Here is a 12,464-nt window from a genome sequence, read left to right on the forward strand (position 1 = left end):
GCCTAAGCAGAAATGATCGTTTAGCCTCGGAAAATTAAAATCACCGATTTCATGAATCTGCTTTACAAGTATCGCGATAAGTTGATAACTACAGGGCTTGATCAGAAAAAACGAGGCTTGCGCACCATGAACATACGATCAAATCGATTCATTAAATTAGTCATGAGCTTGTTATTAGCGGGCGGCCTGAGCCCTATAGCCAGCGCCGCCATGCCCGCCAATTATGTTGGTATTCAGCAGCTGGCTTTTAGTCAGGATGGCTCGCAGATTCTGTACTTTTCCAACCGTGTGAATAATGAAAGTGAGCGCAGCAACACGCCGGTGATTCACTTTATCAACGCCAATAATGGCAGCACTCTCAATAGCACCACGCTAGCCATAAACCCACAGCGCCAGTTGCCGATGGGCTTTACGCCGGATGGCTTTAAACAGGCGGTTTTGGAAGCGCGCGGCTTAAGCATTTTGCATAATAAAACGGGTGCCACCTTGCGCACGCTGGCGGTTCCGGGCTTACCAAACCCTGTCACTCGCTATCGCCCCACGCAGGCCATTACCAATGCCAGCGGCACTCAGCAGCTGTTCCTCTCAGCCAATAAACAGCAGCTTTATGTGATCCATACCGGCAATGGGAAAAACTTGGGCACTATCCAGCTGCCCGCCTCGCCGCTATTGAGCTTTGGCACGAGTGGCAATGGCCGCACCGTGGCTTACCTTGTGCGCGGCACTGTCGGTAAAAACCAATTGCAGCTGTATGATATTTATCAGAAAAAAGTCACTCAAACGTTAGATATTGCGGCGCACTCGTTCACGCCGCTAGCCCTGCCAATCACACTCAGTGGCGATGGTAAGTTTGCTTATACGCCGCGTCAGCTAGTGGAGCTAAGCACGGGCAAGACCATTGCGCTACCGGCTAACCAAACCGATGTTCCAGCGCTATTTACGGCCGATAACCGCTACCTACTGCTGCCTCAAAAGAACAACCAACTAGTGCGGCTCGACCTTAAAACTCAGCAAAAACAGCTCATTAATCTAAACCTTCCCGCGCATTGCCAAACGGCCAGTGCCTATGACTTTAGCCCGAATGGCGCTTGGTTAGCCTTGGGCAGTAGTTGCCGCAATGGGGCTGAAAAAGCCGACTTCATCAGTTTATTAAATGCCAGAACGGGGCAACTTATCCGCCACCTGCGGCCAGTACCTACTGTCAGCCGCTAAGCCTGACCACACCACCAACCCAACCGGAATCATCGTATGCCGTCTCTTGCTATTAAAGGTTATCTATTCGCCTTACTGGGTGTCATCATTCTCTCTCCTGATGCACTGCTGATCCGCTTGGCGGGTGATGAGCCCTTGTTGATTAGTGCATTTCGCGGCACCTTGGGCGGCTGCATGGTGTTGCTGTATAACCAACTGCTCGACCGCCGTAATTTGTTCGAACAACTGCGCCGCATTGGGTTGTGGTGGGTGCTAACAATCACCTTTTTCAACGGCATCTCGCAGATTGGTTTTGTGTATGGCGTGAGTCATGCCAACGCGGCTGATGTATTGGTAATTATTGCGTTTGCGCCGCTAATGAGTGCCTTTTTATCGGCGATATTCCTTGGTGAGCGTATTTCACTGCGTACTTGGGTGGCGACCTCGGTGTGCGGCATTGGCTTGGCGATTTTATTTGGGCAGTCTGGCTCTACCAGCGAATGGTCGGGATTGCTTGCGGCGGTGATCTGCGCAGTATCCATGGCGACCGTATTTGTCATTATGCGCGGCTTCCCCAATGAAAACCTGACGGGTTGTGTCGGTTTTGGGAATATGTTTTCCGGTCTCGCATGTGCCGGCGTCGTTTTACTGACTACCACCGGCGAAATTGGCCACTTAGAATGGATGCCGATGGCGCTGATGATTCTGGTGGTATCGCCAATTCCGTTTGTGCTGTTTGTGCTGGCCTTGCGCCATATATCCGCTGCAGAAACTAGCCTGGTTTTGCTGCTGGAATCGGTGTTGGGATCGTTCTGGATCTGGCTGGTGGTTTCCGAGCAACCATCCACGCAAACCTTACTAGCGGGTACACTAGTGATTTCGACGTTGATGGTTTATAGCTGGATGGGGCTGCGGGATAGTCGTCGGAGAGCTAAGGCGGTTATACAGCCTCATTGATGGGCATGGGTGGCGTGCAGTTTCTTTGAGGAACTGCCGCTGCTACGTCCAAAGCAATGACATCGGCAATGCATAAAACGTCCGATCATCAATCCGAAACGGCAACACCGATGCGCCGGTGTACAGCACAAAGCCTGACTTAAACGCTGGCCCCACAAAATCTGCAAACTTCGCGATGCCCTTAAAATCGCTCTCGGAGACGGTAGCAGCCGCTTTGATCTCCAACGCATTTAAGCGCCCATCAGTTTGCTCCAATACGATATCGACTTCGTTTTTCTGCTTGTCGCGATAGTGATAAATATTCATGCTTTGCTGCGACCAGCCCATATGCTTAAAGCACTCCATCACCACAAAACTCTCTAGCAAGCCACCATAAAAGTTAGACAGCAACAGCTGGTCAACCGTAGTTAAGCCCAACAAATGACAGGCCAAACCGGTATCGACCATCTGTAGTTTTGGCATGCCGATAGTTTGTCGCTTGGCACGATTTTTTACAAAAGGATGCAAACGTTTCACGATAAACATCCACTCCAAAGCCTCGATATACGACTTCACTACTTTGTCATTCTGCGATAAATCATTAGCGACATTGGCATATTTAAGTAGGTTGCCACTCAAGCCAGCCAGATAAGGAATCAACGATTCCAGCTTGGTATGGTAATCCCCCTTGGCCTCATAGATGCTTTCGAAGTCTTTATACAAGCGCCCCTTCAAATAGGAATTTAACCAGATCGGTTTAGCTCTTGCGCTCTTGGTTTGCAGCTCAGGATAACCGCCATTAATCAGCGCCTGCGCAAAATCCTCACGCGCCATAACGGGCAAGTTATCGGGAATAGCCATGTCATCGGCCAACAGAAAATCAATTAAGTTGAACGTGCCACCTGCAATCTCAGTGACCGATAACGGATACAACTCAACCCGTGCCATGTGCCCTGGCAATGCTTCCTGTGTTTTTGCAGAGCTGAAAATATCTGCCGAACCTGTCAGAAAAAACTTGCCGCGTTCATTCGGTGCTAAGCGGTCTGAAGCCAGCTTAATAGCACTGACTAACTCCGGCGCATATTGAAACTCATCTAACACAATGGGCTGTTGGCGGTTTAGCAGGCTCTGAATAAAGCCCACGGAGTCACTTTTTGCTGAGGAAAGCATGGCTTGATCATCTAGCGACACGTAGTACATACCTAATTCATCAGCCATTTTTCGGGCAAGCGTCGTTTTACCCGCTTGTCTCGGGCCGGTTAGGTAGAGTATGCGAAATTCCTGAAGTAACTCCTGTAACAGGCTTTCTGTATAACGTGGGTACATGGCTGACTCGCTAATGATAATACGAGAAATACGATACCATAATACGAGTTATATTAATCAATAATACGAGAAATATGGCGCCATAATACGAGTTATCTGACACCATAGTACGAAAAATCCAGCCCCCGTAACGTACTCTGTGTAACAGCCAGTTAGTTAAATATACTTCCCGAGGTAGATCGTTGGGAATATTTTACGCGTCCTGATTGCTTTGCGAATGAGGCTATTGACCGACTTTTGGAACAGCCGAATCTTTTTCTCTGATCTTTGCCATTTGTAAAATCACATAAAATGCCAGAAGGAAGAAAGCTTCTGCAAAAACCTTTGATGAATCTTCTGCAAGCGAAAGGTAAGTGTAAAGAATAGCAGCCAAATCATCAGAAAATATTAATGGCAGGACGTCATTTCTATTCGTGATTGCATCGAATGCGACCATACTAAATAGAAGAAAAAAACCAACAACGAATAACGGCAAGGTAACGCGATAAGCTGTTAAGTCGCTGCGATAGGCAAAAAGCACGCCCAAGCCTATCAACCCGAACACGCCTATGACGAGGTCATCAATTCGGTCAGTAAGACCCGTTTCTTCCAAACCAAAGACGTGATGAGTCAGTAAATCAATATTTTCATGGATCTTGAATACTTCATCTATCGCCAAGAATAGAAAACCGAGCGCAATAAGTTTCCAGATTGCAGTAGGCTTATTCCAACGGGAATGCTTGTTAATTTGAAATACGATACCGGATATTGTTAACAGTTGAAGACAAGAGAATATAGTAATGAATCCACTTTCGTTGAAGTGGTTCACTCCCGTTTTGTTGTATATAGTAATCGCAGTAGCAACTGCTAGTGTGTTGCAAGCTAGAACCAATAAAAAAACTAATTTTGTAGACATAAGTTGAGTACCTAATCATCTGGTGAGTCGACTAGCGCTGGGGATGTTTATCAGAGAGGGGAGGTACTACGAGCAATATACTTAATCGTTGAAACAGATCCCACAGCCGGACCATGACATATAATCAAACCCGATTTTAACCATAGTATGATGGGTTCACGCGCCATAACCAACAGCCGTTTATCAGGAGGCGCGCTTGCCTCGTTTAGCGGCGGGCTTCTTTTTAGCCCATTGCTTCGGTGGCTTGCCTAAACCTTTCAACCCGCGAAACTCCACCGCACTCACCTCATCAATCAACTGCCCCAACCCTTGCGTCATCGGCGTCATAAAGTGCTGATAATTAATCTCACGCTGGCTAATCGCTTCCAGCTGCGATTCCCAATGCGCGGTCATATCTGGATAACCCATCACCGATGGCAAGCTGGTAATCAGCTGCTTCCCAATATCCGTCGCCCGAATTTCCTTCCCCTTGCGGGCTAAATACTCTCGCTTAAACAGCAATTCAATAATGCCTGCGCGGGTCGCTTCAGTACCCAAGCCATCCGTTTCGCGCAGTACTTTTTTGATACTCGGATCACTCACATAACGGGCAATTCCAGTCATCGCCCCTAGTAAAGTCGCATCATTAAAATGTTTGGGTGGCGTGGTTTGCTTCTCGACCAAATTCGCATCGGCGCAGAGTACCGGCTGCCCCTTTTTCACACTCGGCAGTTTTACGCTGGAGAAGCCGCCATTATTCTCAGATTCTTGATTGCCCGCTTCGGAAGCACCTGACTCGCCGCTGGCAGAATTGGCACCATTGCCTTGCGACTTGGCCGCAGCATTGCCTGAGGATTTAGCCGCCGGAAATAGCGCCTTCCAACCTTGCTTCAACACATCCTTTTGCTTAGCGATAAACAAGCCACCGGCTACTTCGCTATCAATTTGCTTGTCGGCATATTCAAACGGCGGGTAAAACTGAATCAAATATTGGCGTGCGACCAGCTCATACACATTGGCCTCGCCAGCGGATAAACGACTGCCATCCATTGAACGCAGCGTTGGGATAATGGCATGGTGGGCGCTCACTTTGCTGTCATTCCACGCCTTACTTTTTAAACTCAGATCAGCCTGTGAAACTGCTTTACTCAGATTGCTGCAGGTATTGGCAATGGCCGAGGTCACGCCACCGGCATCAGCATAATGCTCCATCGGCAGATAGCGGCAATCCGAACGCGGATAGGTGATCAAGTTGTGCCGCTCATACAGTTGCTGACAAATATCCAACACTTGCTGCGCGCTTAAGCCAAAGCGTTTTGCGGCATCGATTTGCAATGAGGAGAGGTTATACGGCAGCGGTGGTTGCTGTTTTTTCTTGCTTTGCTGCACATTGGTCACGGTGCCGTTTTGATTAACGACTTTGGCCACCACGGTCTCTGCCAGCTTTTTGGAGAGCACGCGACCTTCGTCATCCATATAATCTTCGCAGGCAGCACTCGGCTTCCATTTAGCTCGAAACTGCTCACCTTTTTCGGTCTGCAAGATGGCAAACACTTCATAGAATGGCTTACTGACAAAGTCCTCAATTTCCAAATCCCGATGCACCACCAAACCCAGCAGCGGCGTTTGCACCCGCCCAACCGAGAGCACACCATTAAAGCCGGACTTCTGCCCTTTTAAGGTACACAAACGCGTGAGATTAATGCCGTATAACCAATCGGCACGCGCACGCGCTAAGGCAGAGGTTGCCAACGGCACAAACTCGCTATTGTTACGTAGATTGTTCAGGGATTTTTTCACCGCATTGGCATTCAAATCGCTAATCAAACAGCGCTTGGCACCCAGAATTTTAGCTTTCGACACGCCACAATGATTGATTACCTCATCAATCAGAATTTGCCCTTCCCGGTCCGGATCGCCAACATTCACCAACACATCAGCTTCTTTGATCAGCTTTTTCAGCACGGTGAATTGCTTGCGGGTATTGGACTTTACTTCCAGCTTCCACTGCTCCGGCACAATTGGCAGGTGCGCAATCGACCACTTCTTGAATTCCGGATTATAAGCCTCGGGCTGAGCCTGCTCTAATAAATGCCCGATGCACCAGCTGACCACATCGCCATTGCCGACTTTAATAAAGCCATCTCCTTTCTGATGCGGTTTCGGTAGCCCCTGAGCAACAGCACGCCCAAGGCTTGGCTTTTCTGCGATGTATAGAATCATTTTTTATTTGAATGGATAAATCGGATAGCACAGTACAGCGCAAAGCTCTCCAATGGTCAATAAGTTGCTAAATTATTAGAGATGCGGATAATCGAATAATTACCGAGAAGGAGATCTCATGAAAACATTTGACCAGTGGATGGCCGCTTATGCGGTTTCACACCAAAACCCGAAAAACAAACAAATTCACACCATCTGTGTGCCGATCATATTCTTTGCCGTGGTTGCACTGCTGTGGAAAGTGTCCTTTTTTCTATTCATCATTCTTGCCGCTGCCACGATTGGCTTTTATTTCACCATGGGTAAAAAGATCGCGATTTTAGGCGCAGCGATGATTGGCGCAAGCCTTGTGTTGCAACTGGCGATCGGCTTTGGCTTTTTTATGTTGGTGCTGATTTTTGTTGCCGCGTGGGCGGGGCAGTTCTATGGGCATCAGATTGAGGGGAAGAAACCCAGCTTTCTGCAAGACTTGTCGTTTCTGCTGATTGGGCCGCTGTGGGTGGCTTATCCATTGCTGCAAAAAGCGGGCTTTTCACCAAACGATTAAATCATTTAAAGCGCTTAGCTGACCGCTTTTAGCTTCGCCGCCTCTAGCTTTCGATCTTTAGGCGGCACATGGTTATTCCCCTTTGTAATGCGATCCTAATAAAATGGCTTTCACATTGCCTTTGGCGGCATAGCTTGCATAAAGTAGGTATGCAAAACCAAACATGCCGCCCATAATAATACTCAAAAAGCCATAAATCGCGCCTTTCAGTTTAGATTCTTCACGCCAATAAACCCAGCTACACAGTAAAAGCAGGTGCACCAAAAAGTCCGCGTTAAACTGTGAGCGCCAGTTCATAGCAATCAAATCACCAAAATACACGGCTGGCCAATTGACCCAGTAAATACTCGCAACATAGAGCGTCAGGCTCATAATCATTACCCAGGAAGAGGCCATTGAAAGTCTGAATAGTGTCATTGTTTAACTCCGTTTACATTTAAGATGGGCAAATTCTTACACCCATAGGTAATGCAAACAATTACCTCAGAGGTACGGTTTTCTGACTTTGCTTATCGTAAGCTGTTGTGAATTCCAACAGATAAGCGATTCATCATGAGCACCTTTAGCGAGCAACTCCGTTTTTTCCGCAAGGCCAAAGGCTTCAGTCAGCTCAGCCTCGCGTTGGAAGCGGGAATGAGTAGTAAGCATGTGAGCTTTATTGAAAATGAGCGCTCAAAGCCGAGCAAAGACAGTGTATTGCGCTTTTCGGAAGCATTGGATTTACCACTACGAACTCGCAATGAATTGCTGTCACTGGCGGGTTTTGCGGAGCATTACTCACGCACTCCACTCGACAAATCGAGCATGCAACGCTTATCGCAAACCTTAGAAATCATTCTGGCTAAACATGAGCCTTATCCCGCCATTATTCTGGACTGGGATTGGAATATCATGATGCAAACCAATGGCTTTGGGCGGCTATTCGAGTTGTGCAAAGCGCAATGCCCAGCGTTTCCTGACACCAAAAACATTGCTGAAATGATTTTTGATCCGCAGGCGATTAAGCCTTTTATTGGGAATTGGCAGGAGGTTGCGAATACGACCGTGTTGAGACTGCGTCATGAGCAGCAGTTAGCACCGGGGCGGCATGAGGCACTATTGAAGCAACTGGCTACATATCCTGATTTTCCTAAAGACCCACATCACCTCAGCCCTGAGGCGACAACCGAGCCGTTTATTTATGTGGATTTTGTGCTGGGTGGCAATACCTTGAAGTTCCTCACCACCCTTACCTCGTTTGGTACGCCGACTGATATTACGGCGGCTGAAATTTTGATTGAGCAGTATTATCCGGCAGATGATTTTACACGGGCGTTTTTGGATGCCCAGTCATAGAAGCAATCCAGGCAGGCCATCAAGCGTTTTTTCACTGTCTCTGCCTGCTTTGTACTGTGTCATTTTAAATGATGGCAAGTTTATACTTATTAAATTGAAAAGTGTAACGTTACACTTTACACTTTAACCATGTACAAACTATTAAGTGATAAAAAATCCGCACTAGACCTGCTGCGTCCAATGCCTCCCGAGCTCGTCACCAATCTTGATGACTGGTTTAAGATCGAGCTGACCTACACCTCAAATGCCATCGAGGGAAACACACTAACCCGTCAAGAAACGGCGCTAGTGGTAGAAAAAGGTCTGACCGTTGGGGGCAAAAGCTTAAACGAGCACTTAGAAGCGCATAACCACGCTAAAGCATTAGACTATGTGAATGGACTGGTTGGCCAGACAGTTTCCGAGTTTACTGAGCAGACTATTCTGGCTATCCACCAATTGATACTTCACGGTATTGATGACAACAATGCGGGACGCTATCGCTCTGTTCCCGTTAGAATCTCAGGCTCTTTGGTCGTTTTGCCCAACCATGTCAAAGTTCCTCGCTTGATGTCGGAGTTTGTAGAAAACCTGTGCGAACAGGCAAACACGCTTCACCCTGTTGCACTGGCAAGCCTCGCACACTACGAACTGGTTACGATCCATCCATTTGCTGATGGCAATGGTAGAACCGCGCGTTTGCTAATGAATTTATTACTAATGCAGGCAGGATACCCTCCGGCCATTATCAGCAAGCGCCAACGAGATCGCTATATCAAATCTTTGGAGCAAGCTCAGCTGGGCGGCAGTCGGGATGACTTCAACAAACTCATCGCTAAAACCGTTGATCGGTCATTAGATATTTACCTGAAAGCTGCCAAAGGCGAGGATGCCCCTCAACCCGTTAATCTAAGTAAGTTACTGAAAATTGGCCAGCTAGCAAAGCTAACTGTTCAAACCCCCTCAACCCTACGCTACTGGACAAAAAGCGGACTGCTGGAGGTGGCCAGCCAAACGGATAAAGGCTATACCCTTTATGCCCCAGACCAAGTCGAGCGTGTAAAACAGATATTAGATCTGAAAGCACAACGTTATAGCTTAGATGCGATACGGATTACCTTGGGTCGGGGAACTCTAACTGAGCCAGATGATAGCTAAAGGCCATCACTCAAAACTCCCAGCCAATTTATTACCATGATGATTATACCCGCGCATTTCTAAGCACTAAGTCGTAAACTGAGCCCCTGATTTTCTGCATAGATGAGCCTTACCAGACCATGACTACTCTCGAAGCCCTGTCTCAACTTTTCAGCGACAAACACCTGCTAACCGATGCCGACTCCCTGCTCCACTACGGCAGAGACTGGAGTCGCGTCCACCAGCCAGACCCATTAGCCATCGTATTTCCAGAGTCTACTGAGCAAGTTCAGGCGCTGGTTAAGCTGGCGAATGAGCATCAATTTGCATTGGTGCCTTCGGGCGGGCGCACCGGTTTAAGTGGTGGTGCGATTGCCAGTAATCAGGAAGTCGTGGTGTCATTTGATCGCATGAATAAGGTGCTGGAGTTTAATGCGATTGACCGCAGTGTGCGCTGTCAGCCGGGTGTGATTACTGCGCAATTACAACAGCTTGCCGAAGATAATGACCTGTTTTATCCGGTCGATTTTGCCTCATCCGGCTCTAGTCAAATTGGCGGCAATATTGCGACCAATGCGGGCGGCATTAAAGTGATCGGTTATGGTTTAACGCGTAATTGGGTCTCCGGCCTGACCGTGGTGACTGGCGAAGGCAAAATACTCGAACTCAACCATGGCTTATTCAAAAATGCCACGGGATACGATCTGCGCCATTTGTTTATCGGCTCTGAAGGCACGCTAGGCTTTATTACCGAAGCCACCATGCAGCTGACCAAAACACCGCAAAATCTCACCGTGATGGTATTGGGCGTTCCGGATGTCAGCTCGCTGATGAAGGTGTTTGAAACCTTTCGCAATGCCATCAACCCGACCGCATTTGAGAGTTTTATTCAACGCACCGTCGATATTGTGCATCAGGAAAAGGGCTTGCCAAAGCCGTTTGAAACCGATGCGCCATTTTATATTTTGCTGGAATTTGAAAATGACAGCGAAGCGCGGGAAAACAAGGTGCTGGAAACCTTTGAATATTGCGCGGAACAAGGCTGGGTGTTGGATGGTGTAATGAGCCAGAGCGAGCAGCAAGCGCGGGATTTATGGCGTTTGCGTGAAGATATTTCAGAATCGATTAATGCTTTTACCCCGTACAAAAATGATCTGTCGGTGCGCATGTCCGAAATTCCAGCGTTTTTAGAGCAACTGGAAGCCTTGGTCAGCGCGCGCTATCCGGACTTTGAAGTAGTGTGGTATGGGCATATTGGCGATGGCAATTTGCATTTAAATATTCTGAAACCAGCCGATATGCCTGCAGAGGAATTTTTCAAAGCCTGCGCCACGGTCAATCATGAAGTGTTTGGTTTGGTTAAAGCCATGCGCGGCAGTATTTCCGCAGAACACGGCGTTGGTCTAATCAAACGGGATTATCTGAATTACTCGCGAGAGGAAGATGAAGTGGCTTATATGCGAGCGATGAAGGCCGTGTTTGACCCTAATAATGTGATGAATCCCGGAAAAATGCTGACAGCATAGTTCTAAATTGGCTTACGGCTGTTGATGACAGTTTAAGCATTATTTTGCAGACTTTGAAATGCGTATTAACCTGTTACAACGGCATTCTCTGAAATAAAAAAGCCGCCACTCGAATGAATGGCGGCTGGTCTTACGGAGGAAATACTACGATTTAGTTACCGTTGCGGTCCGGATTATTGGCCATGAATTGATTAAATTCTTCCTCATCCGCACGACGCTTGGCATCGGCACGGAAGTCTTGGAAGCGACGAGCACGCTCTTTAATCTCCTCTTTGATCTCACGAATGCGATCGTATTGCGTTTGCTGAAACTCATTAAACAGCGAGTTATCCGAGCCAGTGGCTTCACTTTTACATTTTCTTCCACGCATATCTGCCCACTTCTCCTTGATCGTGCCGGGCAGATCTCTCACATCACGCCCTTTAATATTCCAGTACAACAGCACCAGACCGATGGGCCAGAAGAAAACAAATCCGACCACCATGGCACCGATATTCATCGGCGACCAATTACCTTTTTCACCTAAGTGCTTACCGGAAAAGCCAAATGAACGAGCACCTGAGTTTTCTGCTGTAGAACCGTTTGATGACGACATAAACTTACCCTCTTATATAAAATAGCGCAGTTTGTGTTTCCGGCTTTTCAATGCTTTCCGGTGTAGTGACTGCGGCTTGTTGACAAATGTTATCACTGTTCACATAATGCATACTATATGAACTTTGACCCTAAATGCAAGACCTCTGACTAAAAAAAAGTGAACGGTGTTTACATATGCCCACAATGAAAAAAGAAAAGAACAGTTACCATCACGGCCATCTCAGCGAGTCATTACTCGATGCGGTGGATGAAATGGCCACGAAATTTGGTCTGGAGGCGATCTCCCTGCGCGCCTGCGCCAAATTGGTCGGCGTTTCCCCCTCCTCGGCGTTTCGCCATTATGCGGATAAGCGCGCCCTGCTTACCGCATTCGCCACCCGCGCCTTACATCAATTACTGGAGTCGATGGCCAGCGCCAAAGCGCATGCTGAGCAAAATGAGTTGGATGCCTTCTCGGAAGTCAGTCAGGCGTATATCGAATTTGCACTGACCAAACCGGCCTTTTTCCGCGCCATGTGGCGTGAGGAAATTATTTACACCAGCGATGAGCATTACGCTGCAGCGGTGAAGTTATTAAGTGGCTATATGCAAGGCGGATTTGTTGACACTATTCACGATAAAGACCCGAATAGCTTTAGTGCACAGGAGTTATTGGCGTGGTCGTCGGTGCATGGTTTGGCACATTTATTTATTGAAGGGCCTGTGGGTAAAGGCTTGGATAAGTCGCAAAAGCAGCAAATGGCGCATGGCATGATTAAATCATTAGCCCACTCATTGAGAGCCGCGAATTGAA

Annotated in this window: 12 protein-coding genes; 7 read left to right on the forward strand and 5 right to left on the reverse strand. The window is 47.7% G+C overall.

The features are described 5' to 3' along the window. Positions 1 to 126 precede the first annotated feature (126 nt). Positions 127 to 1,212: a WD40 repeat domain-containing protein gene (locus tag LEUMU_RS0117140; RefSeq protein ID WP_157474375.1), complete on the forward strand. Its 1,086-nt coding sequence runs from the start codon at positions 127 to 129 to the stop codon at positions 1,210 to 1,212. A 36-nt stretch (positions 1,213 to 1,248) separates the two neighbouring features. After that, entirely contained in the window at positions 1,249 to 2,148 is a 900-nt protein-coding gene (locus LEUMU_RS0117145) for a DMT family transporter (RefSeq protein ID WP_022953532.1), read from the forward strand. Positions 2,149 to 2,190: 42 nt separating this feature from the next. On the opposite strand, the gene LEUMU_RS0117150 is transcribed toward LEUMU_RS0117145, so the two are convergent. The 3 genes from LEUMU_RS0117150 to LEUMU_RS0117160 all read right to left on the reverse strand — a co-directional run bounded on the left by LEUMU_RS0117150 (position 2,191) and on the right by LEUMU_RS0117160 (position 6,550). Beyond that, entirely contained in the window at positions 2,191 to 3,453 is a 1,263-nt protein-coding gene (locus LEUMU_RS0117150; RefSeq protein ID WP_022953533.1) for an ATP-binding protein, read from the reverse strand. A 223-nt stretch (positions 3,454 to 3,676) separates the two neighbouring features. Continuing rightward, positions 3,677 to 4,348, reverse strand: a complete 672-nt coding sequence (locus tag LEUMU_RS0117155; RefSeq protein WP_022953534.1) for a hypothetical protein — start codon at positions 4,346 to 4,348, stop codon at positions 3,677 to 3,679. Positions 4,349 to 4,531: 183 nt separating this feature from the next. Continuing rightward, entirely contained in the window at positions 4,532 to 6,550 is a 2,019-nt protein-coding gene (locus tag LEUMU_RS0117160) for a DNA topoisomerase III (RefSeq protein WP_022953535.1), read from the reverse strand. Between the two features lie 118 nt (positions 6,551 to 6,668). Between LEUMU_RS0117160 and LEUMU_RS0117165 the strand changes: the two genes are divergently transcribed. After that, complete coding sequence (locus LEUMU_RS0117165) at positions 6,669 to 7,097, forward strand: Mpo1 family 2-hydroxy fatty acid dioxygenase (RefSeq protein ID WP_022953536.1); 429 nt, start codon at positions 6,669 to 6,671, stop codon at positions 7,095 to 7,097. Between the two features lie 72 nt (positions 7,098 to 7,169). Here LEUMU_RS0117165 and LEUMU_RS28205 read toward each other — a convergent pair whose 3' ends face one another. Next, complete coding sequence (locus tag LEUMU_RS28205) at positions 7,170 to 7,514, reverse strand: hypothetical protein (protein ID WP_022953537.1); 345 nt, start codon at positions 7,512 to 7,514, stop codon at positions 7,170 to 7,172. 135 nt (positions 7,515 to 7,649) lie between these two features. Between LEUMU_RS28205 and LEUMU_RS0117175 the strand changes: the two genes are divergently transcribed. The 3 genes from LEUMU_RS0117175 to LEUMU_RS0117185 all read left to right on the forward strand — a co-directional run bounded on the left by LEUMU_RS0117175 (position 7,650) and on the right by LEUMU_RS0117185 (position 11,074). Next, positions 7,650 to 8,432 (forward strand): helix-turn-helix domain-containing protein, encoded by a 783-nt coding sequence (locus LEUMU_RS0117175; protein ID WP_022953538.1) that lies wholly within the window; start codon positions 7,650 to 7,652, stop codon positions 8,430 to 8,432. A gap of 129 nt (positions 8,433 to 8,561) precedes the next feature. After that, the gene (locus LEUMU_RS26595; protein ID WP_022953539.1) at positions 8,562 to 9,569 is read left to right on the forward strand and encodes a Fic family protein; all 1,008 of its coding nucleotides are present in this window, start codon (positions 8,562 to 8,564) and stop codon (positions 9,567 to 9,569) included. A gap of 119 nt (positions 9,570 to 9,688) precedes the next feature. Then, positions 9,689 to 11,074, forward strand: a complete 1,386-nt coding sequence (locus LEUMU_RS0117185) for an FAD-binding oxidoreductase (RefSeq protein WP_022953540.1) — start codon at positions 9,689 to 9,691, stop codon at positions 11,072 to 11,074. 151 nt (positions 11,075 to 11,225) lie between these two features. On the opposite strand, the gene LEUMU_RS0117190 is transcribed toward LEUMU_RS0117185, so the two are convergent. Further along, complete coding sequence (locus LEUMU_RS0117190; RefSeq protein ID WP_022953541.1) at positions 11,226 to 11,669, reverse strand: DUF2852 domain-containing protein; 444 nt, start codon at positions 11,667 to 11,669, stop codon at positions 11,226 to 11,228. Positions 11,670 to 11,845: 176 nt separating this feature from the next. On the opposite strand from LEUMU_RS0117190, the gene LEUMU_RS26600 reads away from it, so the two are divergent. After that, entirely contained in the window at positions 11,846 to 12,463 is a 618-nt protein-coding gene (locus LEUMU_RS26600; RefSeq protein WP_022953542.1) for a TetR/AcrR family transcriptional regulator, read from the forward strand. The last annotated feature ends 1 nt before the right edge of the window (position 12,464 follow it).

The sequence above is a fragment of the Leucothrix mucor DSM 2157 genome (assembly GCF_000419525.1).
Taxonomy (GTDB): domain Bacteria; phylum Pseudomonadota; class Gammaproteobacteria; order Thiotrichales; family Thiotrichaceae; genus Leucothrix; species Leucothrix mucor.